23 protein-coding genes and 1 pseudogene are annotated in these 25,271 nt (G+C 67.7%); 16 read left to right on the top strand and 8 right to left on the bottom strand.

The annotated features are described in order from the left end of the window. The first annotated feature begins 64 nt into the window (after positions 1-64). The 5 genes and pseudogenes from IPV08_RS03700 to IPV08_RS03680 form a co-directional block, all read left to right on the top strand. Positions 65-271, top strand: a complete 207-nt coding sequence (locus IPV08_RS03700) for a hypothetical protein (protein ID WP_207410813.1) — start codon at positions 65-67, stop codon at positions 269-271. Positions 272-414: 143 nt separating this feature from the next. Beyond that, positions 415-789, top strand: coding sequence for a PepSY domain-containing protein (locus tag IPV08_RS03695; protein WP_056426845.1), 375 nt, complete (start codon positions 415-417; stop codon positions 787-789). Between the two features lie 68 nt (positions 790-857). Beyond that, on the top strand, positions 858-1,535 hold the full coding sequence (locus IPV08_RS03690; protein WP_056143225.1) for a response regulator transcription factor: 678 nt from the start codon (positions 858-860) through the stop codon (positions 1,533-1,535). A gap of 77 nt (positions 1,536-1,612) precedes the next feature. Beyond that, on the top strand, positions 1,613-2,065 hold the full coding sequence (locus IPV08_RS03685) for an antitoxin Xre/MbcA/ParS toxin-binding domain-containing protein (RefSeq protein ID WP_207410812.1): 453 nt from the start codon (positions 1,613-1,615) through the stop codon (positions 2,063-2,065). Continuing rightward, a pseudogene (locus IPV08_RS03680) lies at positions 2,062-2,535 on the top strand (RES domain-containing protein); the annotation flags it as partial. The gene IPV08_RS03685 and the pseudogene IPV08_RS03680, both read left to right, overlap by 4 nt. Positions 2,536-2,571: 36 nt before the next feature. On the opposite strand, the gene IPV08_RS03675 reads toward IPV08_RS03680, so the two are convergent. Continuing rightward, complete coding sequence (locus IPV08_RS03675; protein ID WP_207410810.1) at positions 2,572-2,793, bottom strand: type II toxin-antitoxin system VapB family antitoxin; 222 nt, start codon at positions 2,791-2,793, stop codon at positions 2,572-2,574. 92 nt (positions 2,794-2,885) lie between these two features. On the opposite strand from IPV08_RS03675, the gene IPV08_RS03670 reads away from it, so the two are divergent. From IPV08_RS03670 to IPV08_RS03625, 10 genes are all read left to right on the top strand, one after another. Then, positions 2,886-4,301, top strand: coding sequence for an ATP-binding protein (locus tag IPV08_RS03670; RefSeq protein WP_207410809.1), 1,416 nt, complete (start codon positions 2,886-2,888; stop codon positions 4,299-4,301). Positions 4,302-4,466: 165 nt separating this feature from the next. After that, positions 4,467-5,981, top strand: a complete 1,515-nt coding sequence (ccmI, locus tag IPV08_RS03665; RefSeq protein ID WP_207410808.1) for a c-type cytochrome biogenesis protein CcmI — start codon at positions 4,467-4,469, stop codon at positions 5,979-5,981. A gap of 205 nt (positions 5,982-6,186) precedes the next feature. Then, on the top strand, positions 6,187-6,708 hold the full coding sequence (ccmE, locus tag IPV08_RS03660) for a cytochrome c maturation protein CcmE (protein WP_056426855.1): 522 nt from the start codon (positions 6,187-6,189) through the stop codon (positions 6,706-6,708). A gap of 31 nt (positions 6,709-6,739) precedes the next feature. Then, entirely contained in the window at positions 6,740-8,749 is a 2,010-nt protein-coding gene (locus tag IPV08_RS03655) for a heme lyase CcmF/NrfE family subunit (protein ID WP_207410807.1), read from the top strand. Then, positions 8,746-9,213 carry a cytochrome c-type biogenesis protein gene (locus IPV08_RS03650; protein WP_246747769.1) on the top strand — a complete coding sequence of 156 codons (468 nt, stop codon included), beginning with the start codon at positions 8,746-8,748 and terminating at the stop codon, positions 9,211-9,213. The genes IPV08_RS03655 and IPV08_RS03650 overlap by 4 nt, the downstream gene beginning before the upstream one ends. Positions 9,214-9,518: 305 nt before the next feature. Next, positions 9,519-9,878: a hypothetical protein gene (locus IPV08_RS03645; protein ID WP_207410806.1), complete on the top strand. Its 360-nt coding sequence runs from the start codon at positions 9,519-9,521 to the stop codon at positions 9,876-9,878. Between the two features lie 171 nt (positions 9,879-10,049). Further along, positions 10,050-11,729 carry a methyl-accepting chemotaxis protein gene (locus IPV08_RS03640; RefSeq protein WP_207410805.1) on the top strand — a complete coding sequence of 560 codons (1,680 nt, stop codon included), beginning with the start codon at positions 10,050-10,052 and terminating at the stop codon, positions 11,727-11,729. A gap of 123 nt (positions 11,730-11,852) precedes the next feature. Beyond that, complete coding sequence (locus IPV08_RS03635; RefSeq protein ID WP_207410804.1) at positions 11,853-12,557, top strand: DUF1007 family protein; 705 nt, start codon at positions 11,853-11,855, stop codon at positions 12,555-12,557. Continuing rightward, the gene (locus IPV08_RS03630) at positions 12,548-13,564 is read left to right on the top strand and encodes a nickel transporter (RefSeq protein ID WP_207410803.1); all 1,017 of its coding nucleotides are present in this window, start codon (positions 12,548-12,550) and stop codon (positions 13,562-13,564) included. The genes IPV08_RS03635 and IPV08_RS03630 overlap by 10 nt, the downstream gene beginning before the upstream one ends. Positions 13,565-13,661: 97 nt before the next feature. After that, entirely contained in the window at positions 13,662-14,375 is a 714-nt protein-coding gene (locus tag IPV08_RS03625; RefSeq protein WP_207410802.1) for a hypothetical protein, read from the top strand. Between the two features lie 48 nt (positions 14,376-14,423). On the opposite strand, the gene IPV08_RS03620 is transcribed toward IPV08_RS03625, so the two are convergent. Then, positions 14,424-15,008 (bottom strand): histidine phosphatase family protein, encoded by a 585-nt coding sequence (locus IPV08_RS03620; protein ID WP_207410801.1) that lies wholly within the window; start codon positions 15,006-15,008, stop codon positions 14,424-14,426. Positions 15,009-15,257: 249 nt separating this feature from the next. Here IPV08_RS03620 and IPV08_RS03615 point away from each other — a divergent pair, with 249 nt between their 5' ends. Then, on the top strand, positions 15,258-16,205 hold the full coding sequence (locus IPV08_RS03615; RefSeq protein ID WP_246747793.1) for a tyrosine recombinase XerC: 948 nt from the start codon (positions 15,258-15,260) through the stop codon (positions 16,203-16,205). Here the strand turns inward: IPV08_RS03615 and IPV08_RS03610 are convergent. From IPV08_RS03610 to sucC, 6 genes are all read right to left on the bottom strand, one after another. Next, complete coding sequence (locus tag IPV08_RS03610) at positions 16,159-16,881, bottom strand: glutathione S-transferase (protein ID WP_207410799.1); 723 nt, start codon at positions 16,879-16,881, stop codon at positions 16,159-16,161. The two genes, IPV08_RS03615 and IPV08_RS03610, sit on opposite strands and share 47 nt — an antisense overlap. A 145-nt stretch (positions 16,882-17,026) precedes the next feature. Further along, the gene (lpdA, locus tag IPV08_RS03605; protein ID WP_207410798.1) at positions 17,027-18,427 is read right to left on the bottom strand and encodes a dihydrolipoyl dehydrogenase; all 1,401 of its coding nucleotides are present in this window, start codon (positions 18,425-18,427) and stop codon (positions 17,027-17,029) included. A 114-nt stretch (positions 18,428-18,541) separates the two neighbouring features. Beyond that, positions 18,542-19,867: a 2-oxoglutarate dehydrogenase complex dihydrolipoyllysine-residue succinyltransferase gene (gene odhB / locus IPV08_RS03600; protein WP_207410797.1), complete on the bottom strand. Its 1,326-nt coding sequence runs from the start codon at positions 19,865-19,867 to the stop codon at positions 18,542-18,544. A gap of 56 nt (positions 19,868-19,923) precedes the next feature. After that, positions 19,924-22,911 carry a 2-oxoglutarate dehydrogenase E1 component gene (locus tag IPV08_RS03595; protein WP_056426891.1) on the bottom strand — a complete coding sequence of 996 codons (2,988 nt, stop codon included), beginning with the start codon at positions 22,909-22,911 and terminating at the stop codon, positions 19,924-19,926. A gap of 183 nt (positions 22,912-23,094) precedes the next feature. Next, positions 23,095-23,979 (bottom strand): succinate--CoA ligase subunit alpha, encoded by an 885-nt coding sequence (gene sucD / locus IPV08_RS03590; RefSeq protein WP_056426894.1) that lies wholly within the window; start codon positions 23,977-23,979, stop codon positions 23,095-23,097. A gap of 8 nt (positions 23,980-23,987) precedes the next feature. Continuing rightward, complete coding sequence (gene sucC, locus IPV08_RS03585) at positions 23,988-25,184, bottom strand: ADP-forming succinate--CoA ligase subunit beta (RefSeq protein WP_207410796.1); 1,197 nt, start codon at positions 25,182-25,184, stop codon at positions 23,988-23,990. Positions 25,185-25,271 lie beyond the last annotated feature (87 nt).

Genomic DNA, 25,271 nt, shown 5'->3' with positions numbered 1-25,271 from the left:
CTTTCCCCTCCGCGCGGCGCTCATCGCGCCTCGTGCCCCTTGCCCGTGGTAGGAGATCACCCCGATGAACCGTCTCGCCCGCTTCTTCCCGCCCTCCCCACGCCTGCGCGCCGCCTCCGGGCGCCTCCGGGCGGCGGAGACCGGATTCGAGCTCTCGATGACCGACCTGCGCAGGGCCGCCCTTGAGCAGGTCGATTGCCACCGCCTCCTCGGCATCGCCTTGCGGGCGAGCCTGCAACCTCCGGTTCTCCACGGCGAAGGCCGCTCGTGACCGCCCGTTTCGGGAACCGGAGTGGGCACGATCGGCTTGCCCGCTCTCATCCCGCCGCGCCACGATCCGATCCTTCGGGATCGGGGCCCGGCCGAACCCGCATTCAGGGCGCATTCAGTGCCCGAAGACCATTGACTCATCCCATGCGCATCCTCCTCGCCCTGCTGTTCATCGGCCTGACCGTCGCGGCTTTCGCGACGGGGCCGATTCGCACGCTGGCGGAAGAGACGATGACGCCCGGTACGGCCGAGGTCTCGGCGCCGATGCACGTGGTCCCGCCGAGCGAGAGCTGTCTCAGCCCGGCGGACCTGCGCGAGGCGGTGGCGGACAAGCGGGTGATCGAGCCGGTGGCCGCGATCCGCGCCGCCAGGACGGTGATCTCCCGGGCCGAGATCCAGCGCGCCCGGCTCTGCCGGCACGGGGAGGGCCTCGCCTATCTCCTGACGGCCTTGCGCCGGGACGGACAGTTCGTCCACGTGTTGGTGGATGCCACCACCGGACGGGTTATCGGCAAATAAAGGCGGGGGCGCCTATCGTTCTCCGCGACGGGGGCTTCACCGCCGCCTCATCTTGGGAGTGAATCGCAGTGCGTCTGCTCGTCGTCGAGGATGACCGGGACATCAACCGGCAAGTGGTCAGCGCGCTCGAGGAGGCCGGCTACGTCGCCGACAAGGCCTTCGATGGCGAAGAGGGCGCCTATCTCGGCGAGAGCGAACCGTACGACGCGATCATCCTCGACATGGGCCTGCCAAAGGCGGACGGCGTCACCGTGCTGCAGAAATGGCGCCGCGCCGGCATCAAGACGCCGGTCATCATCCTCACCGCCCGCGACCGCTGGTCGGACAAGGTCGACGGGTTCGATGCCGGGGCCGACGATTACGTGACCAAGCCCTTCCACATGGAGGAGCTGATGGCGCGCGTACGCGCGCTCCTGCGCCGCGCCACCGGCCACGCCACGAGCCAGATCTCCTGCGGGCCCGTCGTGCTCGATACCCGCTCGGGCCGCGTCTATGTGGACGGCAACCCGATCAAGCTCACGAGCCACGAATACCGCCTGCTCGCCTACCTGATGCACCATACCGGCCGCGTGGTTTCCCGCGCCGAGTTGACGGAGCACCTCTACGACCAGGATTTCGACAGGGATTCCAACACGATCGAGGTCTTCGTCGGGCGTCTCCGCAAGAAGCTCGCGGTGGACCTGATCCAGACCGTGCGCGGCCTCGGCTACCTCGTCGACCCGAACCAGCCCGCGCCGCGGGTGTAGGGGGGTAGAACTTCGGCTTCTCTTGCCACTATCTCACATGAGCCTTATAATCAGCTCAATTGAGATGGGAGCAAGACATGGCGAGCTACGACATGCCCAGCGGAGTAGCCGTCGCCGACGTTCTGGGATTCGAGGGACCGAGGTCCGGCGAAAGCACGGACGCGAATGTCATCGCGCAGGTCACGGCGGGGTTGCCGGTGGCTTCCGTCGATCGGCTCGCCTCCGCTGTCGCTCCCGACGATCGGACATTCGCCTTCAACTTCGTGGCACGCGCTACGCTCAACCGCCGCCGCGCCGAGGCGAAGGCGAGGCTGACCCCGCATGAGAGTGCGAAGGTGGTGCGTCTGGCGAAGGTCTGGGCGATGGCCCGTGATGTCTGGAAATCGGATGACGCCGCGCGGGACTTCCTACACCGCCCTCATCCTCTCCTCGAAAACCGGCCGCCCCTCGAAGTCGCGCTGGAATCCGAATTCGGCGGACCACGCGTGGAGGCCGTCCTCGGCCGGCTCAAATATGGCTCCGCTGCGTGAGCGGTCAGACGCTCGCGCAGGCACAGAAGGCCTATCGAATCGGGGATCCCGACGGCGAGCACGCAATCTTCGATCCGACGGGGTCACGCCTTTTCCCCGGCCGATGGAACACACCGGCAAGCCCGATGATCTATGCGTCGGCCGACTACTCCACATCCATGCTCGAAAAGCTCGTCCACGGCAGCGGACGGCTTCCACCCAACCAGCACTACGTCGAGATCCTCCTGTCGGCCGGTCTCTCCTACGAGGTGCTGTCCCAACCTGCGGTGCCGGGATGGGATCATCCCGATTGCAACGCGTCGCGGACCTTCGGCGAAACTTGGCACCGCTCTCGCCGGTCGCTGCTTCTGTTCGTCCCGAGCGTCGTGGCGCGCGTGAGCACCAATATCCTCATCAACCCGGACCATCCGGATTTCGGCAGCATTACGGTGGGGCTTCATCAGCCATGCTGGTGGGACAACCGCCTGTTCGAGCGGCCGGGCAGCCCTGCTTCGGCACCAACGGCCTCATCGCGGCCGGTCCAATCCGCCGGGCCGCACGACGCCCTCTCCGCTATCGGCGAGTTCGGCGACGGTCCGACCCTGGATCCGTGACGTCTCTTGCGGTGACGTCTCTTGTAACTCGCGGGCAACCGCACGCCTGATCGCCTCGTCGGACGAAACGCCCCAGCGCTCCGCCAGGGTTCTCACAAGCAGTTCGGTCTCGGGATCATCGATGTCGAAGGCCATCGCCGCATCTCCATTCGGATGATGGTACAGACGGTACGACACGTCTTTCAACCAGAGCGAGACCGCCGCCCCATCATGACGACGAGACGAGTGTGATCGCCTTTCCCTCCTGGCTGCCGTTCCGGCGGCGCTCCATCGCCGTGCGTCTGGCGGGCTCGGCTCTGATCGCGAGTTCGGCGATCCTGCTGATCGCGGCCTGGATCCTCACCACGCTCTACCGTGAGAACACCGAGCGCTCCTTCGACAGCCGGCTCCTCGTCTATGCCAACAACCTCGCCACCGATCTCGTCTCCCCCAACGATCCCGAGAGCCGCTCCTTCAACCTGAGCGACCCGCGTTTCGACCTGCCCCTCTCGGGCTGGTACTGGCAGGTGGGGCGGCCGGATGCGCGCCCGCGCGACCTGCGCACCTCGCGCTCCCTCGTCGGCGTGCCGCTGAAGCCGGCCGGCACGCCGGACAACAATGCCGGGATCGGCCAGATCCGCCAGGGCTACGGCAAGGCCCAGGACGACCGGCCGCTACGCATCATCGAGCGCGACGTCGATCTCGGCGAGGAGGGACGCTACACCGTGCGCGTCGCCGGCCCCGCCGACGAGATCGAGAACGATGTCGGCCGCTTCCGCTTCTCGCTGATGGTGACGTTCGGCCTGCTCGGCCTGTTCCTGGCGCTGACGACGCTGCTGCAGATCCGCTTCGGCCTGGCGCCCCTGGCCAAGCTCCGCACGGCCCTCGGCGCGATCCGCCGGGGCGAGGCCGACCGGATCGGCGGCGAGTATCCCCGCGACATCGCCCCTCTCGCCGGCGAGGTGAACCTGCTGATCGAGACCAACCGCGAGATCCTGGAGCGGGCACGCACGCAGGTGGGCAACCTCGCGCACGCCCTGAAGACGCCGCTATCGATCATCGTCAACGAGGTCGGCGCCAGCGACGCGTCGGACGACCTCGCCGCGAAGATCCGCGAGCAGGCGGCGGTGATGCGCGACCAGGTGAACTATCATCTCGACCGGGCGCGGGCGGCGGCTTTGGCCGGCACCCTCGGCACCTCCACCGAGGTGGAGCCGGCGCTCGCAGGCCTCGTGCGCACTTTCGGCAAGATCTACCGCGACAAGGACATCGCCTACGAGGTCCATGTCCCGCCGGGTCTGCGCTTTCGCGGCGAGCGCCAGGATTTCGAGGAGATGATCGGCAACCTCGTCGACAACGCCTCGAAATGGGCGCGCAGCCGCGTCTCGATCCGGGCGGAAACGGTGAGCGAGCACCATTATCCCCACCTTCTCGTCTCCATCGAGGATGACGGGCCGGGCCTGCAGCCGGAAGACCGGGCGGCGGTGCTGGGCCGTGGACAGAGGCTCGACGAGACCAAACCCGGCTCGGGCCTCGGCCTCTCCATCGTGGCCGATCTGGCGGCCCTCTATCGTGGCCGTTTCCGCCTGGAAGAAGCCCAGCTCGGCGGCGTCCGGGCCGTGATCGAGGTGCCCGGAGACGCACCGAATGCCAGCGCCGGATGAGCGCCGGACTATGCGAAACGCCCCGAATGGTGTTTCAGACGGGCGTGCCCCTCGGGTCGGCGACTTCCGACACGGCACAGGTTCACGTGACACCGTGTCGCCGAACCGGTCCCTGCGTTCAGGCTCGTCCGGCGCTTACATGCGATGCTGCGAGTTTGGGGTGCGATGACGGCGATCTGGTTCATTTTGGCGGTGATGACGGGGGGCACCGTGCTGGCATTGCTCTGGCCGATGTCGCTATGGTCCAAGGCACGGCGGGCGGAGGCCGCTCCCCCGCCTCCGGCCGGAGCGCTGTCCACCGAAACCGCGTTCTATGAGGACCAGCTCCGCGAGATCGAGCGCGACCTGACGCGCGGGCTGATCGCGCCCGCAGAGGCCGACGCAGCCCGCACCGAGGCGGCCCGCCGCCTCCTTCGTGCCCGCCGGGAGAACCCCGAAGCCGTCTCCGATGGGATGGCCGAGCCCGCCCTGCGCCAGCGCCGCGCGGCCTCGGCCTTCGCACTGTCGACGATCCCGCTCGTGGCGCTCATCGCCTACGGGCTCTACGGCTCGCCTCACATGCCGTCCCAGACGGCCTCCGACCGGCAGGCGGTGCAGTCCGGCGGGCAGGACATGCTGAAGGCCATCGGGCAGATCGAGGCGAGGCTCGCCAGCGATCCGAGCGACGGCCGCGGCTGGTCGGTACTCGCGCCGGTCTATGTCCGCCTCGGACGGTTCGACGATGCGGCCCATGCCTACGAGGCCGCGACCCGCCTGCTCGGCGAGTCGCCGCAGCGCCTCTCCGATTGGGGCGAGGCCCTCGTCGCCGGCGCCAACGGGACCGTGACGCCCCGGGCGAAGGAAATCTTCGAACGCGCGGCGAGCCTCGATGCCGGCGCCGCCAAGCCGCGTTTCTACCTTGCGCGCGCCGCCGAACTCGAGGGCGACATCCCCGGCGCGGTCCGCCAGCTGACCACCCTGATGGAGAGCGCCCCGGCCGATGCGCCCTGGCTGCCCCTGGTGCGCGAGACGCTCACCCGCCTGAACGGCGAGGCGCCGGCCACGGCCGCCAAGCCCGGTCCTGCCGCCAAGGCTCCCGATTCCAGCGCTGCGGCGGACCTGCAGGCGATGCCCGCCGCCAATCGCGACGCGGCGATCCGGGGCATGGTCGACGGGCTCGACCGGCGCCTGACCGAGAAGGGAGGTACCGCCGACGAATGGGTCCGCCTCGTCCGGTCCTACGGCGTGCTGGGAGATCGCGAAAAGATGAAAGCGGCCCTCGACCGGGCGCGGAACGCGGTCGGCAGCGAAGCTGGCGCCGGGACCAAGCTCGATGAACTCGCACGCGAGTTCGGCCTCGCCACGGCACCGGCGGCTCCGCCGGTGACCGCCGCCGATGCGGCAGAGCGCGCCGGGACGGATGCCGCCGTGGCTGCCGTGAAGGCGATGCCGGCGCCCGAGCGGGACGCCGCCATCCGCGGCATGGTCGCCGGCCTCGACCGGCGGCTCGCCTCGAAGGGCGGCACGGTGGATGATTGGCTGCGTCTCGTGCGTTCGTACAGCGTATTGGGTGAACGCCAGCAGGCGAGCCATGCCCTCGACCGTGGCCGCATGGCCCTCAGCCCGGATGCCCGCGCCATGGAAAAGCTCGACATCCTGGCCCAGGAACTCGGCCTGCGCGGAGGCAACGACAAGCCGTGATCCGGGCTGCGACGAAGGACGCCCCCTGACAATCCGCCCCGGCCACGGCCCTTGACCCGGACTGTCATGGGGCCGAAACCCGAGTTACGCCAGAAACCTAAATTATACCGGACCACTGGCCAGACGACAGGACAGCCGGATCTGCCCTTCCGCGCCGACCGAGCGCCCGTTCACGAGGCGCCGGAACAGAAACGGGACGAAACTTGTGACTCGCAAGAGCCGCCGCCTGATCCTGATCGCCGCCTGCGGTGCCGTGCTCGCGCTGGCCCTCGGCCTGATCCTGTCCGCCATGAGCGGGTCGATCGTGTTCTTCCGGTCACCCACCGAGGTGACCGCGCAGGGCGTGGCGCCGGGCACCCGCTTCCGCCTCGGCGGACTGGTCAAGGAAGGCTCGCTCCAGCGCGGCCCGGACCAGAACATCGATTTCGCCGTGACCGACACCAACGCGACGGTCCAGGTGCAGTATCGCGGATTGCTTCCCGACCTGTTCCGCGAGGGCCAGGGGATCGTCGCCGAAGGGCGGCTCGAGCCGGGCGGCATCTTCCGCGCCGACACCGTGCTGGCCAAGCACGACGAATCCTACATGCCCCGCGAGGTCGCCGATGCGCTCAAGGCGCAGGGGCGGTGGCAGGAGGGCGGCTCCAAGGCAGCCCCCGCCGGGAAAGCCGCCGAGGGCGTGAAGACCGCCGACGGCGAGCCGACGCTCGGACGACGCAGCGAACGATGACCGGTATGACCCTGAGGAAGGACAATCCGACGTGCTGATCGAAGTCGGACATTTCGCGCTGGCATTGGCGCTGGCGCTTTCCCTGGTCCAGGCGGTGATGCCGGTCTGGGCCGCCCGCTCGGGGGACGCGGCCCTGCGCGCCGTGGCCACTCCGGCGGCGCTCGGCACCTTCGCCTGCATCCTGTTCTCGTTCGGGGCACTCACCTACGCGCATGCCACGTCGGACTTCTCGGTCCAGAACGTGATCGAGAACTCGCACACGGCCAAGCCCTTCCTCTACAAGCTCTCGGGCGTGTGGGGGAACCATGAGGGCTCGATGCTGCTCTGGGTCCTCATCCTGGCCCTGTTCGGCGCCCTGGTCGCGGTGTCCCGGAACTCGGTTCCGCCGGTGCTCCGCGCCAACACCCTGGCGGTCCAGGGTCTCGTCACCTTCGTTTTCGTGCTGTTCATCATCACGACCTCGAACCCGTTCATGCGGGTGAGCCCAGCGCCGATCGAGGGCAACGACCTCAATCCGCTGCTGCAGGATTTCGGCCTCGCGATCCATCCGCCCCTTCTCTACGTCGGCTATGTCGGCTTCTCGATCACCTTCGCCTTCGCCATCGCGGCGCTGATCGACGGCCGCATCGACGCGGTCTGGGCCCGCGCCGTGCGCCCCTGGACGCTGATCGCCTGGAGCTTCCTGACCCTCGGCATCGCGATGGGCTCGTACTGGGCCTATTACGAACTCGGCTGGGGCGGCTGGTGGTTCTGGGATCCGGTGGAGAACGCCTCGCTGATGCCCTGGCTCGCGGGCACGGCGCTGCTCCATTCCACCGTGGTCATGGAGAAGCGCGACGCGCTCAAGGTCTGGACGGTGCTGCTCGCCATCCTCACCTTCTCGCTGTCGCTGCTCGGCACCTTCATCGTCCGCTCGGGCGTCCTCACCTCGGTGCATTCCTTCGCCACCGACCCGACGCGCGGCGTCTTCATCCTCGCCATCCTGATCCTGTTCATCGGCGGCTCGCTCAGCCTCTTCGCCTGGCGGGCGCCGATGCTGCGGCAGGGCGGCCTGTTCGCGCCGATCTCGCGCGAGGGCGCCCTGGTGATGAACAACCTGTTCCTCGCCGCCGCCTGCGCCACCGTCTTCGTCGGCACGCTCTACCCGCTGCTGCTCGAATCCCTGACCTCCGAGAAGATCTCGGTGGGGCCGCCCTTCTTCAACTACACCTTCATCCCGCTGGCGATTCCGCTCCTCCTCATCGTCCCCTTCGGCCAGACCCTGGCCTGGAAGCGCGGCGACGTGCACGCGGCCTCGCAGCGCCTGTTCGCCGCCATGGGTGTCGCCCTCGCCGTCGGCCTCGCCGTGCTCGCCTGGACCTGGGGCGGCCCGATGATGGCGCCCATCGGCATCGGCCTCGGTGCCTACCTGGTCGTCGGCTCGGCCATGGAGATCGTGTCGCGGGCCCGCGGCTACGGCAACAGCCGGGCACGGACGGTCAGCGCCGTCATGCGACGGGCCATCGGCCTGCCGCGCTCGGCCTGGGGGACCGCGCTGGCCCATGCGGGCGTCGGAATCGTGGTTCTGGGCATCGCGGCGCAGGGTTGGGCCACGGAGGCCCTGAGCACGGTGAAGCCGGGCGAGTCCCTCACCTCCGGCCCCTACGTGGCGACCCTCGACCGGGTCGGCCCGCGAACGGGCGAGAATTACGAGGAGACGACGGCCTTCCTCACCATCCGCAACACGGCCGGTGACTTCATCGGCACCGTGGAGACGGGCAAGCGCTTCTATCCCAGCCGCAAGATGAACGTGACGGAATCCGGGTTGCTCACCGTCGGGGTCAGTCAGGTCTATGCCAGCCTCGGCGAGATGGTCCCCGGCGGGGCCATCGGCCTGCGGCTCTACTACAAGCCCCTGGTGCTGCTGATCTGGCTCGGTTCCGTCGTCATGGCGCTGGGCGGGGCGGTGTCCCTCACCGACCGCAGGATGCGGGTGGGAGCGCCCGCACGGGCCAAGGAGAAGGCCAAGACCATGCCCGGCACCATGGCCCCCGCCGAATGAGCGCGGCTCGTCTTTCCCGCCTGCTCGTCGCCCTGGCGCTTCTCGCCGGCTCGACGGGCACCACCCTGGCCGTCCAGCCGGACGAAGTCCTGCCGGACGCGAAGCTCGAAGCGCGGGCGCGAGATATCTCCTCGGGCCTGCGCTGCCTCGTCTGCCAGAACCAGTCCATCGACGATTCCGACGCGCCCCTGGCGCGCGACCTGCGGTTGATCGTGCGCGAGCGGCTCAAGGCGGGCGACGACGACAGGCAGGTGCAGGATTACGTCGTCGGCCGCTATGGCGAGTATGTCCTGCTGCGCCCGGTCCTTGCCCTGCACACGTTGCTGCTTTGGCTGACGCCCCTGATGGCCCTCGGCCTCGGGGTTTTCGGCCTCTGGCGTCTGTCCCGCCGGCGCGCGGATCACGAGACCAAGCTGAGTCCAGCGGAAGAAGCCGAGATCGCTGCCCTCACGCGGCGCGACTGATAGAGCTCTCGTGCTGCATTGCAGCATAGGATGCTTTTACCTCAAGCGCGGACGGGATCGCCTCGCGCCTTAACGAACATATCCTGGCTGAAGAGTAGCGGCTTCGATCGCTCACACTTTCGACCTATGTAATTTTGACATGCATCGAGATATTTTTTGCCGAGTCATGCAATTCAAGCATTGACGCACTGCAACATTCGTCTCTTCGCAGCGCAGCATAAAATCGGCATATGTCGGTCTCCCGGTGCAACCGGCTCTCCGAACGGGCACTCCCGGCGGACAGTAACCGCACAGGTTCCCTCATCATGCGCATCTCGTCCAAAGCCCTCCTCGCCGCCGCGCTCACCCTCGCCTCCGCTACGGCCTCCCAGGCGGCCGAGCTTTCGCCCGCGAGCGCCCAGAGCGTCGACCTCGGCACCTATCGAGGTTCGGCCTATTACACCGTCGAGAATGGCCGCTACCGCGTGGTCGCCACCCTCGCCAGCGTCAATTCCGGCCATGATCTGCCCCAGGTCATCCGCCTCGTGACGACCCTGAATCCCGAACAGACCGTCCACCTTTCGGTGCCGGGCACGCTTGGCTCCGACGGACGCGAGACCACCATCGCCTTCTCGCGTACCGGCGACAGGGTTGATGTCGCCTCGGCCGATTCGACAGCCTACTGAACGGCCCTTTCCTCGGTCATCCGTATCCATCGATGCCTGGGGACGCTCCCTCACGGACGGCCCCGGGCGTTTAATCCAATACTTTCAATTTGTTAGCCGCCTCGATTTAAACTCCCGGCAAGGTTCGGGCGTCATCAGCTTCACGATAGCTTTAGATGACGGAACACATCGATGCGCCTTTCCCTCGGCAACAAACTCGCGGCGGTGATGGGGCTTCTGGCACTCGGTGCCTGCGCCCTGTCCCTGTTCAACGACCGCGTGGTGCTGCATCAGCAGGCGCGGGCGGCCGAAATGGACTCGGTCTGGGAACAGGCCCTGGCGGCGCAAAGCCTCGCCCTCGCCATCGAACGGACGGTGGTGGCGGCGGGCGCGGTCTACACGGCGGACGATACCGATGACGCCAAGACCAAGTTCGGTGGCCTCAAAACCGCCCTCGCCGAAGTCGGCGAGCAGAAGGACGTGTTCCTGAGCCGGATCGCCGGGCAGGTTCCCGATGCGGATCGCCTCAAGCTCGATCTGATGCTGAAGGAGTTCCTGGCTTATCAGACCGATACGGCGGAACTCGGCCTCACCATCTCACCGAAGGCCGCGCTCATCCAGGGCACCGACGAGGCCACCGTGGCGAGCCGCGCCAGGATGGTGTCCGCGATCACACGCATCGGCAAGGACACGCTCACGCGTCTCGGCAGCGAACGCGCGGAGACCGTGGCGGAGATCGAGCAGACCCGCATCATCAGCCTCGTGGCCTCCGGGGCGGTGATCCTCTTCACCTTCGGTTTCGCACTCTGGCTCGTCCTCAAGGAGATCCGCCAGCCGCTGGCCCGCCTCGGATCGGCGATCGATGCCCTTGCGGCCATGGATCTCACCCGGGCCATCCCGTTGCTGGAACGACGCGACGAGATCGGAACCATGGCCCGCTCCATTGCGGTGCTGCGGACCGTCATCGTCGACAAGGTCGAAGGCGATGCGCGTGCGCTCGCTCATTCCGCTCTCGAAGCCGAGCGGGCCGCGCGCCTTGAGGCAGCCGCTCAGGCCTTCGAGGAGGAAGCTCAGCGGGTGGCGCAGGATCTGTCGAGCGCCGCCACTGCCATGGCGGGCGCGGCGGAGGCGGTGTCGGACGCCGTGCGGCTCACGCGGGATCAGACCACCATCGTCTCGGAAGGTGCGGCCGGTGCGGGGCAACAGGTGCGCAGGGCCGCGGCAGCCAGTGCGGATGTCGCGGGTGGTGGCGAGGCGATCGACCGGCAATCGCGGATCCGCGACGGTTTGGGCGCCCTGGCACACCGCGAGGTCACCGCGACGCGCCGCGCCGCCGCCCTCCTCACCGAAGCGGGGCGCGAGATCGGCACCGTGGTCGAGACCATCGCCACCGTCGCCGCGCAGACCAATCTCCTGGCCCTCAATGCCACGATCGAGGCCGCGCGCGCGGGTGAGGCCGGACGGGGCTTCGCGGTTGTCGCCGGCGAGGTGAAGGCACTCGCCGCCCAGACGGCCGGTGCCACCGAGGCGATCAAAGGACAGATCGAGGCGATGCGGGGCGCGGCTCAGGACACGCTCCGGGCGGTCGAAGCGATCGGTGGAACGATGGATCAGATGGCGGGCGCAGATGCGGCCGTTGCCCTCGCTCTCGAGGCTCAGCGGATCGCGGGCGCTCGCGTCGCCGACAGTGTCGCCGATGCCGAAGCCAGCGCCGACGCCGTGTCCGGCGGCATCGCCACGGTCGAGGAAGCCGCCGCGTCCAGCGCACAGGCCGCCGAATCGGTGAGGAGTGTCGCCGGCCGCGTGGCGGCGGCGAGCCTCGCCCTCGACGAAAGCATTGCGGGGTTTCTCGCCAGCGTCCGGGCCGCTTGACGGAAGGTCGCGCCTCGCTTTCGCCCCACTGAAATCGGAGGAGATCGAGGCGGCGGCCGGACTCCCGGCCCCCGTCGCAGCACCCGTTCAGACTTTCTTTACCCTGACTCGCGAGCGTCCAGCATGGCTTCGCCGACCGCTCTCCTCTCCGCTCGCTCCTTCGTCGCGTCCTCTTTGGCGGCGCTCGCCCTCAGCCTCGGGGCTGCCGCTCCGGCATCGGCCCATCCGCATGTCTGGGTAACGTCGAAGGCGGAGATCGATTACGGCGAGGGCGGCAAGGTGACGGGCATTCGTCACGCCTGGACCTTCGATGCGAGCTACTCGGCCTCGGCGATCCAGGGGCTCGATGCGAACGGCGACGGCACGGTCTCCCCCGACGAACTCGCGGGCCTCGCCACGGACAACACCGCCAATCTCGCGGAATTCGCCTATTTCACGAAGCTCAAGATCGGCGGCAAGGAGCAGACCTTCGCCGATCCGATCGAGCCGAGCATGAGAATGGACGGCGACAGGCTGACCCTCAGCTTTCTTCTGCCGCTGAAATCGCCGGTGGCGCAGGGGCGCGGAGTCGCGGCGTTGGAAGTCTTCGATCCGACCTATTTCGTCGCGTTCAGCCTCTCGGAGGATGCGGACACCGCGCGCCTCGTCGGCTCGCCGGCCGGTTGCGCCGCCACGATCACGCGGCCCAAATCCGAGCAGGCGAAGACCGCCGATGCCAAGACTGCCGATGCCAAGCCGGGTCTGTCGGAAGCGTTCTTCGAAGCGCTGACCAACGCCTCGAGTTACGGCGTCCAGTTCGCGAACCGGATCATCGTCGCATGTCCGTAGGCGTGGCCGCCGCATGGGCCGATCATCCGCGCGGCCGGATCGCCTTACGGATCGCCCTGGCCCTCGCAGCGATCGCCTGTGTCGCCCTCGTCCTCACGGCGCTGTCGTGGCTCCTCGGCTCCAGCGTGGCTCCACCGCCGCCGCGCTCCCCATTTGGCGTGGGATTTCGCGAGGCGGCGCCCTCGGCAACCGGGATCGGCGGCTGGCTGCTCGCCATGCAATCGAGCTTCTCGCGCAGCCTGCAAGCCACCGTCGCCGCCATCAAGCAGGGCGGAAGCTGGGGGCCCATGATCCTCATCGGTTTCAGCTACGGCGTGTTCCACGCCGCTGGACCGGGCCATGGCAAGGCGGTGATCGCCGGCTACATCATGGCCGGGGAGCGGGCGCTGGCGCGCGGCTTCTCGCTCAGCACCGCCGCGGCCCTGCTACAGGCCCTCGTCGCCATCGCCATCGTTGCCATCGGCAACCTCCTCCTCAACGCCACCGCCGCCGGGATGACGCGGGCCGGCACGGTGATCGAGACGGTGAGCTTCGCCCTCGTGGCCCTCCTCGGCCTCACGGTGACGTGGCGGAAGGCCGGACGACTGGCGGGACTCGTCCACGGCGGTAACGCGGCCGCCTGCGCGCCCGGTTGCGGGCATGTCCACCTCAGCGACGCCACCGCCATCGGCCGCCTCGATTCCTGGCGCGAGCGGGCGGGCGTCGTGCTGGCGGCCGGCTCACGCCCCTGCGCCGGCGCGATCCTGATCCTGGTCTTCTCCGCGTCGCAGGGCATTCTGGCGGCGGGCATCGCGGCGACGTTCGCCATGGCCCTGGGCACGGCCCTGACCACCGGGGTGCTGGCGAGCCTGGCGGTCTTCGCCAAGGCCCTGGCCCTGCGTCTCGCGGGAGGGCGCGGGTCCACGGGGGCCATCGCCGTAGGGGGGCTCGAACTGCTGGCCGGCGCTTTCGTCCTCGTGCTCGGCATCGCCATGCTGGCCGGGCTCGCCGTGGGCGTGGGCGGATAAGATTTTCCTCGTCACGGATTGCCGTCCTGTGGCAGGTTTCGGGTGACCCGCCGGTTCGCGGCTGGGTTTTCCCGTGAAACCGACGGAGCCGGCCCGCATGGCATCAGGTTTCGAGCACATCCTTCACTGGCGGTTGCTGTCCGGCTCGCACCCCTTCCCCGGCCCAGATGGCGGGACCTGCATCAACGAGGCGGCGGCCGTCGCGGCCGGCCTACCCTACCGGTCAATCCGCTCCTCTTCGGATTGTCCGCCGTGTTTCTCGAAACCCCTCGCCGCCTACGCGCTCGGCCTCAACGACGCGATGCCGGATCACCAGCGCTCTCGCTTGATGGCCTTCGTCCTGCGCCTCTCCGGCTCCGCTGATACGGCGGAGATCGAGGAGCAACGCACCCGCTTCCTCGCCCTGGAAAGCATTCGTCGGATTCTGCCGCCTCTCCTCGACCGGGCAGGTTTTGCTGATCTCGCCGCTCGCTGCGACGAAGCCCAGGATCTCGAGGCGGGTCTTTTGGCTGCGCAGGCCGCTGCGTGGCGCGGTGGGACCGTGGCCCAGGCCGCGTCGCAGCAGCGGGACTGGCGACGGGGCGCCCTCGCCTCCGCCATCGCTCGCAGCGCGGTGGCCGCAGTGAAGTCGGTCACCGATGCCCGGTCAGCGGCCGAGGTCGCGGAAGGTTCGGCTCCTTTTGCCGAGAGCGTATGGGACAGCGCAGCGACCATCCTCGACGAGGCCCTGACCATCGGACGGCAGGCGCCGGACATCGATCTCGTTCAGGCGCAGGAACGATTGGATGCGGCGCGGGCGAGCGCGTCCTGAGCCTGGGCCGACAGGTTCGACGAGGCGGGTGATCTCCGCCGCGTCGGCTCAGACGGCCACCGGCCCCGATGCGAGGTCGAGTTCGGTGGTGGCGCAGTTGTCGAGCCAGATGCCGGTGAGGTGAAAGAAGAACGTGCCGTGGCCGACGACGGCGATGGTCCGCTCGCGCCGCTCGGTCAGCCAGTCGCGGAACGTCGCCACGCGACGATCGAAGAGGTGGCGCGGCTCCACATGGACGCCCTCTGCGATCGGCTCGCCCTCGGCATGCCACCAGATTTCCGGCAGGTGATCGATATCGAGATGCGGGAATTCCGCCTTCAGCACGGAGGCGGCGCGCCCGACATCGCAGCTGCTCTCCTGGCATTCGCGATGGAGCACTTCCACCAGGATCTCGGGCTTGGCCGGATGATCGCCGAAAATGCCGGCGGTGGTCTGAATGGCGCGGGTGAGCGGGGAGGTCACCACCAGATCGAACGGAATGTCCCGCAGCCGCTCCCGTGCCGCCGCGACCTGGGCAAGGCCCCGCTCCGTCAGCCGGGCATCGATATGGCCGGGATCGCGCCCGGTCAGGCGATGGGCTGCGTTGAAGGTGGATTCGCCGTGGCGGATGCAGACGATGCGTGTCTCGGGCATGCGGGCTCGGATCGGGAGGGACGACAGGGGTAGGATGCGATGATCAAGCGCTGAGCCGCTGCGCCGTTCCGTGAAACAGCCGACCACCGCCACGATCTCCTCGCCCCGTCGGCAACGCTCCGTCAACTTCGGTGGCGTTGAGTGGGCTTTTCGCTCCCGGATCACCGCGCGATGCTCCACGTCCCGCCTTCACCTGCCACTGCCAGCGCCATCGCCTTTCCCGGCGACGAGGCAGTCCGGTCCGTCGCCATGGCCTGGCAGGACAGTTTGCTGCGCGAGCGCCGGATGGCCGCGAACACGGTGGAAGCCTATGCCCGCGACCTACGGCAGTTCCTCGACCACCTGCAGAGCCGGCATGGCACGGTCGGAATCGCCGGGCTCGTCGCATTGAAGCCCCGCGACATCCGTGGATTCATGGCAGCGCGCCGGGCCGAGACGGTGAGCGGTCGATCGCTGATGCGCGCGCTCGCGGGCCTTCGCTCCTTCGCGCGGCACCTCGAACGGGACGGCCACGGCAGCGTGTCGGCCCTCGGGGCGATCCGCTCGCCCAAGGTCGAGCGGCGCTTGCCGCGCCCGATTCCCATCGCCGCCGCCCGCGCCTTGACCGATATCGACATCCGCGCTGGGGAATCCCGCGAGCCCTGGGTTCTGGCGCGTGACGCCGCCGTTCTCGCTCTCCTCTACGGTTCCGGCCTCCGCATTTCCGAAGCCCTCGGCCTCACCCGGCGCGATGCGCCCGTACCGGGAGTGGAGTCGGTGACGGTGATGGGCAAAGGCGGCAAGGAGCGGATGGTGCCGATCCTTCCCGTGGTGGCCGAGGCGGTGGCGGCCTATCTCGCGGCGTGCCCCCATGCGCTCGATCCGCAAGGGCCTCTCTTCGTTGGCGTGAAAGGCGGCAAGCTCTCCCCACGGATCATCCAATATGCGGTGGCCTCCCTGCGCGGCGCCCTCGGCCTGCCGGACAGCGCCACGCCCCACGCCTTGCGGCACTCCTTCGCCACGCACCTCCTCGGCCGCCAGGGGGAGTTGCGCGCGATCCAGGAATTGCTCGGCCACGCCTCGCTCTCGACGACGCAGCTCTACACCAAGGTCGACGCCGCCCGCCTGATGGATGCGTTCGAGCAGGCCCATCCGCGTGCGGGTGCGCGCGCTACAGGTCGAGTTCGGGATAGCGTCGGAAGATCCCCTGCTGGTTGAAGGGGATGCGGCGCGAGCTCGCCAGATAGGCGGCGATCCCGGGCCGTTGCCGCACCGCGTCGTGAAGGGCGGCGACGTGGCGGTTTTCGGCGAGGGTCCGCTCCGTCGCGTGGGGGAACGCGTAGAGCAACCCGTCCACGAGTTGGAACAGGGACAGATCGGCGTAGGTCGTGGACCCGCCGACGAGATGGCGGTCGTCGTTGCGGCCGAGCACATGGTCGAACCAGGCGAGATATTCCGGAATCCGGTTCGCCTGAAAGTCCTTCGCTCGCCGAAGCGCTTCCGGCTTCTGGTCCTCGTAGGTGAGGCTCACCGCGATGGGATGGTGAGTGTCGTGTGCCTCGGCCACCACATCCGCGATGGTCAGCTGGATCTGATGGGTCCAGATGCGGTCGGCTTCGTCCGACGGCGCGAGGCCGAGCCGGGGACCGAGATAGAGCAGGATCGCCGCCGTCTGTCCGACCACGACGTCGCCATCTCGGAGGAAGGGCGGCGCATAGGACGGCCGCGCCACCGAGGGATCGCCGAGAAAAGCGGTCATGGCGCCGAGGCCCTGACCCTCCGCCTCTCGCCCGCGGGCGATATCGACATACTCCGCCCCGGCATCCTCCAGAGCGAGGCGGACGAACTCACCGCGCCCCTGGATCGTCGGCCAGTAATAGAGTTCGTAGGGCATCCGGCGCTCCGCTGCGGAAGGTGTGAGACACCTGTTCCAACACGGGCACCCCGTCCGGGGTGCCGAGCGATGCGACGTTCCCGGACGGCGGCCTACGTCGAACCCGCCCTCCGGCTCATTGCCAAGACGGGGGCGGTAGCCCGTCTCAGATGTGGATCGCCCGCTTGCCGACGGCGAGGGCGGCTTCCTTGACCGCCTCGGTCAGCGTCGGGTGAGCGTGGCAGGTCCGGGCCACGTCCTCGGCGCTGGCACCGAATTCCATGGCGACGGCCACTTCCGCGATCAGGTTGCCCGCATCCGCACCGACGATATGAACGCCAAGCACCCGGTCGGTCTTGGCATCGGCCAGGATCTTCACGAACCCGTCCGTGGTGTGGTTGACCTTGGCGCGACCGTTCGCCGTGAAGGGGAACTTGCCCGCATTGTAGGCGATACCGTCCTTCTTCAGCTCTTCCTCGGTCTTCCCCACCGAGGCGACTTCCGGATAGGTGTAGACCACGTTCGGGATCACCCCGTAATTCACGTGGCCCGATTGCCCGGCGAGGAGTTCCGCAACGGCGACACCCTCGTCCTCGGCCTTGTGAGCGAGCATCGGCCCCGCGATCACGTCGCCGATGGCGTAGATGCCGGTGACGTTGGTGGCGTAGTGGCTGTCGGTCTGGATGCGGCCCTTGTTGTCGAGCTGCACGCCCACGGTTTCGAGACCCAGCTTCTCGGTGTAGGGCACGCGGCCGATGGCCACCAGCACCACGTCGGCTTCGAGCTTCTCGGCTTCGCCGCCGGCTGCCGGCTCCACCGAGACGGTGGCGGTGCCGTCCTTCACCTCGACGCCGGTGACCTTCGACGACAGCTTGAAGACGATGCCCTGCTTGCCGAGGATGCGCTGGAACTGCTTGCCGACCTCACCGTCCATGCCGGGTAGGACGCGGTCGAGATATTCCACCACGGTGACCTCCGAGCCGAGGCGACGCCAGACGGAGCCGAGTTCGAGGCCGATCACGCCGGCACCGATGATGAGGAGCTTCTTCGGCACGGACTGAAGCTCGAGGGCGCCGGTGGAGGAGACGACGATCGTCTCGTCGATCGTCACGCCGGGAAGCTTCGTCACGTCGGAGCCGGTGGCGATGACGATGTTCTTCGTCTCCAGCATCTGGTTGCCGCCATCCTCGGACAGCACCTCGACGCGGCCGGCACCGGCGACCCGGCCGAGGCCGTGATAGGCGTCGATCCCGTTCTTCTTCAGCAGGAACTCGACGCCCTTGGTGTTGCCGTCGACGCCGTCCTGCTTGAACGACATCATCTTCTTGAGGTCGAGTTCGGGCGCGCTGACGATGACGCCCATGTCGGCGAAGTGTTTCGAGGCCTCCTCGAACGCCTCGGAGGCGTGAAGCAGGGCTTTCGACGGGATGCAGCCGACATTGAGGCAGGTGCCGCCATGGGTCGCCCGCTTCTCCACCACGGCGGTCTTGAGTCCGAGCTGGGCGGCGCGAATGGCGCAGACATAGCCGCCGGGGCCGGTACCGATGACGACGAGATCGTAGGACATAGGCTGGTGACTCGCTTGAAGGTTCGGCAGGTCAGGCCCCACCATCGAAGTTCACGCACGCGGAAGCGTCCGGCCGCCCTGCGGCGGCCGGCGGACGGCAGCTGCCGGGTTGTTTCAGAGGTCCAGCACGAGGCGTGCCGGATCCTCCAGCGCCTCCTTGACGCGCACGAGGAAGGTCACGGCCTCCTTCCCGTCGACGATGCGGTGATCGTAGGAGAGCGCGAGATACATCATCGGCCGCGCCTCGATCTTGCCGGCGCGGACCACCGGACGCTCCTCGATGCGGTGCATGCCGAGGATGCCCGATTGCGGCGCGTTGAGGATCGGGGTCGACATCAGCGAGCCGTAGATGCCGCCATTGGTGATGGTGAAGGTGCCGCCCTGCATCTCCTCGATGGACAGCTTGCCGTCCCGCGCCTTCTTGCCGAAACCGGAGATCGTCTTCTCGATGCCGGCGATGGAGAGGTCGTCGGCATTGCGCACCACCGGCACGACGAGGCCCTTATCGGTGCCGACGGCGATGCCGATATGGTAGTAGTTCTTGTAGACGAGGTCGGTCCCGTCGATCTCGGCATTGACCGCCGGCACGTCCTTGAGCGCTCCGATCACCGCCTTGGTGAAGAAGCCCATGAAGCCGAGCTTGGTGCCGTGCTTCTTCTCGAACATGTCCTTGTACTGGGCGCGCATGGCCATCACGGCCGACATGTCGACGTCGTTGAACGTCGTCAGCATCGCCGCCGTGTCCTGGGCGTCCTTGAGCCGGCGCGCGATGGTCTGGCGCAGCTTCGTCATCTTCACGCGCTCTTCGCGCGCGGCATCGTCGGGCTTCGAGGCGGGGCGCGGCGGCGAGGGAGCCTTGGCCTGCCGGGCCGGCTCCTGAGCCGGGGCCGGGGCGGAGGGCGCCTTGGAGGTCGCCTCGATCATGTCACCCTTGGTGACGCGACCGTCCTTGCCGGTGCCGTTCACCGTCGATGGGTCGATGCCGGATTCCCGCGCCATCTTGGCGACGGCGGGGCCGTTATCGCCGGCCTGACGATCGGATTTCGGCGCCGCGGCCTCGCCGTGGTTGCCGTAGGCCGCCGAGGATTCCTCGGCGGGCGCCTTGTCCGCGCCCTCGGATTTCGGCGTCGCCTCTTCGGTGCGGGTGTCGGCCTTGGTCTCGGTCTTCCTGGCGGCGGGAGCCTTGGCGCCTCCGCCGGCGCCGGCCTCGACGATGGAGCCGAGCAGGGCGCCGGGCTCTACGGTCTCGCCGTCCTTCACGAGGATCTCACCGAGTTCACCGGCAGCGGGCGCGTTGACTTCGAGGGTGACCTTGTCGGTCTCGAGCTCGACAAGGGGCTCGTCCGCCGCCACCGCGTCGCCCGGCTTCTTGAACCAGCGGCCGATGGTGGCCTCGCTCACGGATTCGCCCAGCGTAGGAACGAGGATGTCGGTTGCCATGGTGCTCTGTCCGCCCGAATGGTTTGGTCGCGTCGGAGAAGGGGATACCGGGGTCGTCAGACCGCCAGCGCCTCGTTGAGGAAGGCCTGGAGCTGGGCCTGATGCTTGGAAAGAAGGCCGACCGCCGTGGAGGCCGAGGCGGGGCGGCCGACATAGCGCGCCCGCTTCACCTGCGACTGAGCCTGGCCGAGGACCCATTCGAGATACGGATCGACGAAGGACCAGGCGCCCATGTTCTTGGGCTCCTCCTGGCACCAGACGACCTCCGCATTACGGAAGCGCGCCATCTCGTTGGCCAGCGCCTTGAGCGGGAACGGATAGAGCTGCTCCACGCGCATCAGGTAGACGTCGTTGACGCCACGCTTCTCGCGCTCGTCGTAGAGGTCGTAATAAACCTTGCCCGAGCAGAGCACGACGCGACGGATCTTGTCGTCCTTCACGAGCTTGATCGTGTCGTCTTCGTGCTCCGCATCGTCCCAGAGCACGCGGTGGAAGGTCGATCCCTCCGCCAGCATGTCGAGGTTCGACACCGCCCGCTTGTGCCGCAGGAGCGATTTCGGAGTCATCAGCACCAGCGGCTTGCGGAACTCGCGATTCAGCTGACGGCGCAGGATATGGAAGTAGTTCGACGGGGTCGTGCAGTTGGCGACCTGCATGTTGTCCTCGGCGCACATCTGCAGGAAGCGTTCGAGGCGGGCCGAGGAATGCTCCGGCCCCTGCCCCTCGTAGCCATGCGGCAGCAGCAGCGTCAGGCCGGACATGCGCAGCCACTTGCGCTCGCCCGAAGAGATGAACTGATCGATGACGACCTGCGCGCCGTTGGCGAAATCGCCGAACTGCGCCTCCCACAGAACCAGGGAATTGGGGTCGGCCAGCGAGTATCCGTATTCGAAGCCGAGCACGGCCTCCTCGGAGAGCATCGAGTTGATGACCTCGAGATTCGCCTGCCCCTCGCGGATGGAGTTGAGCGAGGTGTAGCGCTGCTCGTTCTCCTGATCGATCACGACGGCATGGCGCTGCGAGAAGGTCCCGCGCTCCACGTCCTGGCCCGACAGCCGGACCCGATGCCCCTCGATGAGGAGCGAACCGAAGGCCAGGGCCTCGGCCGTCGCCCAGTCGATCCCCTTGCCCGTCTCGACGGCCTTGGCGCGGTTGTCGAAGAAGCGCTGGATCGTGCGGTGGAGGTGGAAGCCGGGCGGCGGCGTGGTGATGCGCTGGGCGATCTCACGCAGGATATCGGCCGGCACGCCGGTCTTGCCACGGCGCGGATCGTCCACATCCTCGCGCACGGCCTTGAAGCCGGACCAGCGCCCGTCGAGCCAGTCGGCCTTGTTGGCCTTGTAGTTGCCGGCGACTTCCAGTTCCCCGTCGAGCATGGCGCGGAACTCGGCCTTACGGGCGTCGAACTGCTCCTGCGTCAGCACGCCCTCGGCGATGAGCTTCTTGGCGTAGGTCTCCAGCGCCGTCGGGTGCTTGCGGATGCGCTGATACATCTTCGGCTGGGTGAAAGCCGGCTCGTCGCCCTCGTTATGGCCGAAGCGGCGGTAGCACAGCATGTCGATGACGACGGGCTTGCCGAACTTCTGGCGGTACTCGATGGCGATCTTGGCCGCGAAGGTCACGGCCTCCGGGTCGTCGCCGTTGCAGTGGAAGATCGGCGCTTCCACCATCTTGGCGACGTCGGACGGATAGGGCGACGAGCGCGAGAAGCGCGGATCGGTGGTGAAGCCGATCTGGTTGTTGATGATGAAGTGGATCGATCCGCCGGTTCGGTGCCCCTTGAGGCCCGACAGGCCGAGGCACTCGGCCACCACGCCCTGGCCGGCGAAGGCCGCATCGCCGTGGATGAGAAGCGGCACGACGCTGGTGCGCTGGACATTCGGCTTGGCCCGCTGGTCCTGCTTGGCGCGCACCTTACCCAGCACCACCGGATCGACGATCTCGAGATGGGACGGGTTGGCGGTCAGCGACAGGTGGACGTTGTTGTCGTCGAAGGTACGGTCCGACGAGGCACCGAGATGGTACTTCACGTCGCCCGAGCCCTCGACTTCGGCGGGAGAGGCCGAGCCGCCCTTGAACTCGTTGAAGATCGCCCGGAACGGCTTCGACATGACGTTCGAGAGCACGTTGAGCCGGCCGCGATGGGCCATGCCGAGCACGATCTCCTTCGCGCCCAACGCGCCGCCGCGCTTGATGATCTGCTCCAGCGCCGGAATCATCGATTCCGACCCGTCGAGGCCGAAGCGCTTGGTGCCGGTGTATTTGAGGTCGAGAAACTTCTCGAATCCCTCCGCTTCCACCAGCTTGTTCAGGATCGCGCGCCGGCCCTCGGGCGTGAAGGAGATCTCCTTGCCCTTGCCTTCGATGCGCTCCTGAATCCAGGCCTTCTCCTCCGGGTTGGAGATGTGCATGAACTCGACGCCCAGCGTCTGGCAGTAGGTGCGCTCCAGGATCTCGACGATCTCGCGGATGGTCGAATATTGGAGGCCGAGCACGTTATCGAGGAAGATCGGACGGTCCCAATCCTTCTCCTCGAAACCGTAATGCTGGGGGTGCAGCTCCTCGTGGTCGCCGCGCGGGGCGAGGCCGAGGGGATCGAGCTTGGCGTGGAGATGGCCGCGCATGCGGTAGGCGCGGATCAACATGATCGCGCGGACGGAATCCTTGGTCGCCTGCTCGACCGAGACGCCGCTGGCGGCGACGACGGCCGCGCCGTTGGCAGCCTTGGCGCCATCGATCTTCGCGGTGTCAGACTTCGCGCGGATCTTCTCGCCCACCGCCTTCTCGACGGTGGCCCAGTTGCCGTCCAGGGCCGAGACCATCTCGCCGTTGGCATGAACCGGCCAGTTCGGCTTCTGCCATGAGGCGCCGGCGGCGTTCTTCTCGGCGAGGCCGCTCTCGTCACCGAGGGATTTGAAGAAATCCTGCCACTGCGGATCGACCGAATGCGGATCGCGGGCATAGGCCGCCTGCAATTCCTCGAGATAGGCGGCGTTTCCGCCGGTGAGGAACGAGGTTTCGAGAAGCGCGTCCTGGCGAGCCATCTTCGATCATCCTACCGCTTGGCGGAGTGGCCGCCCCTGCGGCGGCCCCCTGCTCCCCATGGCGCCGACGGGCGCTTCGATGGGGATGTTCGTGTCGGCGCGGCGATCAAGCCGCGCCGTTTCCTAGATAGATGCTGCGGAGCCATTTTGCACCGCAACACAAGTGACAGATTCCCGAGAACCTCACCCCTTGAGGACGTCGACCAGCGTGCTGCCGAGGCGCGCCGGAGACGGCGATACCCGGATGCCGGCCGCTTCCATCGCGGCGATCTTGTCCTCGGCTCCGCCCTTGCCGCCCGAGATGATGGCACCGGCATGGCCCATGCGGCGGCCCGGAGGAGCCGTGCGCCCGGCGATGAAGCCGACCATCGGCTTGCGACGGCCGCGCTTGGCCTCGTCGGCGATGAACTGTGCCGCCTCTTCCTCGGCGGAACCGCCGATCTCGCCGATCATGACGATCGATTCGGTCTTGTCGTCGGCCAGGAACAGTTCGAGCATCGAGATGAACTCGGTGCCCTTCACCGGATCGCCGCCGATGCCGACTGCCGTGGTCTGCCCGAGACCGGCATTCGTGGTCTGGAACACGGCCTCGTAGGTCAGCGTGCCGGAGCGCGAGACGATGCCCACCGAGCCCGGCTTGAAGATGTTGGCGGGCATGATGCCGATCTTGCATTCGCCGGCCGTGACCACGCCCGGGCAGTTCGGCCCGATGAGGCGCGACTTCGAGCCTTCGAGGGAGCGCTTCACCCGCACCATGTCGAGGACCGGGATCCCCTCGGTGATGCAGACGATGAGGGGAATCTCGGCGGCGATGGCCTCGCAGATGGCGTCGGCCGCGCCCGGCGGCGGCACGTAGACGACCGATGCGGTCGCGCCGGTGGCCTCGCGGGCTTCGGCCACGGTGTCGAAGACCGGCAGGCCGAGATGGGTCGCGCCGCCTTTTCCGGGCGAGGTGCCGCCGACCATCTTGGTGCCGTAGGCGATCGCCTGTTCGGAATGGAAGGTCCCGTTCTTGCCAGTGAAGCCCTGGCAGATGACCTTGGTGTTCGCGTCGATCAGGATGGACATGGGTACTCTCAGCCCTTCTTCACGGCGGCGACGATCTTCTGCGCGGCATCGTCGAGGTCATCGGCGGGGATCACGTTGAGGCCGGAATTCCGGATGATCTCCTTGCCTTTCTCGACATTGGTGCCTTCCAGACGCACCACCAGGGGCACTTCGAGGCCCACAGCCTTCACCGCCGCGATCACGCCGTTCGCGATCACGTCGCATTTCATGATCCCGCCGAAGATGTTGACGAGGATGCCCTTCACCTGCGGATCGGCGGTGATGATCTTGAAGGCCGCCGTCACCTTTTCCTCGCTCGCGCCGCCGCCGACATCGAGGAAGTTCGCCGGCTCCTCACCGTAGAGCTTGATGATGTCGAGGGTGGCCATGGCGAGGCCCGCACCGTTGACCATGCAGCCGATGGTGCCATCCAGCGCGATATAGGCGAGGTCGTATTTCGAGGCCTCGATCTCCTTGGCGTCCTCCTCGGTCTCGTCGCGGAGCGCCAGGATGTCGGGATGGCGGTAGAGCGCGTTCGAATCGAACGAGATCTTGGCGTCGAGGCACTTGAGATGGCCATCGCCGGTGAGGACCAGCGGGTTGATCTCCAGCATGCTCATGTCCTTGGCGGTGAACGCCTCGTAGAGCTTGGTGGTGAGGTCGCCCGCCTCCTTGGCCTGTGCACCGGTGAGGCCGAGAGCCTTGGCGACGGCCCGGCCGTGATGGGGCATGATCCCGGTGGCCGGATCGACCGAGAAGGTGATGATCTTCTCGGGCGTGTCGTGGGCCACGGTCTCGATATCCATGCCGCCCTCCGTCGAGACGACGAAGGCGACCTGCCCGGTCTCGCGGTCCACCAGCATCGAGAGGTAGAACTCGGCGGCGATCTGCGCGCCTTCTTCGATGTAGAGGCGGTTGACCTGCTTGCCGGCTTCGCCGGTCTGGATCGTCACCAGCGTCTCGCCCAGCATCTCGCCGGCGAATTGCTTGACCTCGTCGATGGATTTGGTGACGCGCACGCCGCCCTTGGCACCAGCGGGCGCGCCCTTGAACGTGCCCTTGCCACGTCCGCCGGCATGGATTTGCGACTTCACCACCCAGACCGGACCGCCCAGCTCCTTGGCGGCAGCCTCGGCCTCTTCCGGCTTGAAGATCGGAACGCCGCGGGAGACGGGCAGGCCGAACTCCTTGAGCACCGCCTTCGCCTGATATTCATGGATGTTCATTAGGACATTTCCTCGCCTCGTCCCGCGGCAGCGCGCGGGATTGGAAGACACGACACACCGGCCTCGTTCACGCCGACGGGACACCCG

The organism is Methylobacterium sp. SD274, assembly GCF_017355285.1.
Lineage (GTDB): Bacteria > Pseudomonadota > Alphaproteobacteria > Rhizobiales > Beijerinckiaceae > Methylobacterium.
Note: the sequence above shows the minus strand (reverse complement) of the source record. Positions and strands in the feature narration are given on the sequence as shown.

What these genes read in the sequence shown, in the direction of transcription:
- IPV08_RS03700 (WP_207410813.1), top strand. Translation starts at nt 65, where the DNA reads ATGAACCGTCTCGCCCGCTTCTTCCCGCCCTCCCCACGCCTGCGCGCC.
- IPV08_RS03615 (WP_246747793.1), top strand. Translation starts at nt 15,258, where the DNA reads ATGGCCTGGCAGGACAGTTTGCTGCGCGAGCGCCGGATGGCCGCGAAC.
- sucC (WP_207410796.1), bottom strand. Translation starts at nt 25,184, where the DNA reads ATGAACATCCATGAATATCAGGCGAAGGCGGTGCTCAAGGAGTTCGGC.
- lpdA (WP_207410798.1), bottom strand. Translation starts at nt 18,427, where the DNA reads ATGTCCTACGATCTCGTCGTCATCGGTACCGGCCCCGGCGGCTATGTC.
- IPV08_RS03645 (WP_207410806.1), top strand. Translation starts at nt 9,519, where the DNA reads ATGCGCATCTCGTCCAAAGCCCTCCTCGCCGCCGCGCTCACCCTCGCC.
- IPV08_RS03675 (WP_207410810.1), bottom strand. Translation starts at nt 2,793, where the DNA reads ATGGCCTTCGACATCGATGATCCCGAGACCGAACTGCTTGTGAGAACC.
- IPV08_RS03635 (WP_207410804.1), top strand. Translation starts at nt 11,853, where the DNA reads ATGGCTTCGCCGACCGCTCTCCTCTCCGCTCGCTCCTTCGTCGCGTCC.
- sucD (WP_056426894.1), bottom strand. Translation starts at nt 23,979, where the DNA reads ATGTCCATCCTGATCGACGCGAACACCAAGGTCATCTGCCAGGGCTTC.
- IPV08_RS03620 (WP_207410801.1), bottom strand. Translation starts at nt 15,008, where the DNA reads ATGCCCGAGACACGCATCGTCTGCATCCGCCACGGCGAATCCACCTTC.
- IPV08_RS03650 (WP_246747769.1), top strand. Translation starts at nt 8,746, where the DNA reads ATGAGCGCGGCTCGTCTTTCCCGCCTGCTCGTCGCCCTGGCGCTTCTC.
- IPV08_RS03595 (WP_056426891.1), bottom strand. Translation starts at nt 22,911, where the DNA reads ATGGCTCGCCAGGACGCGCTTCTCGAAACCTCGTTCCTCACCGGCGGA.
- IPV08_RS03695 (WP_056426845.1), top strand. Translation starts at nt 415, where the DNA reads ATGCGCATCCTCCTCGCCCTGCTGTTCATCGGCCTGACCGTCGCGGCT.
- odhB (WP_207410797.1), bottom strand. Translation starts at nt 19,867, where the DNA reads ATGGCAACCGACATCCTCGTTCCTACGCTGGGCGAATCCGTGAGCGAG.
- IPV08_RS03640 (WP_207410805.1), top strand. Translation starts at nt 10,050, where the DNA reads ATGCGCCTTTCCCTCGGCAACAAACTCGCGGCGGTGATGGGGCTTCTG.
- IPV08_RS03685 (WP_207410812.1), top strand. Translation starts at nt 1,613, where the DNA reads ATGGCGAGCTACGACATGCCCAGCGGAGTAGCCGTCGCCGACGTTCTG.
- ccmI (WP_207410808.1), top strand. Translation starts at nt 4,467, where the DNA reads ATGACGGCGATCTGGTTCATTTTGGCGGTGATGACGGGGGGCACCGTG.
- IPV08_RS03625 (WP_207410802.1), top strand. Translation starts at nt 13,662, where the DNA reads ATGGCATCAGGTTTCGAGCACATCCTTCACTGGCGGTTGCTGTCCGGC.
- IPV08_RS03610 (WP_207410799.1), bottom strand. Translation starts at nt 16,881, where the DNA reads ATGCCCTACGAACTCTATTACTGGCCGACGATCCAGGGGCGCGGTGAG.
- IPV08_RS03630 (WP_207410803.1), top strand. Translation starts at nt 12,548, where the DNA reads ATGTCCGTAGGCGTGGCCGCCGCATGGGCCGATCATCCGCGCGGCCGG.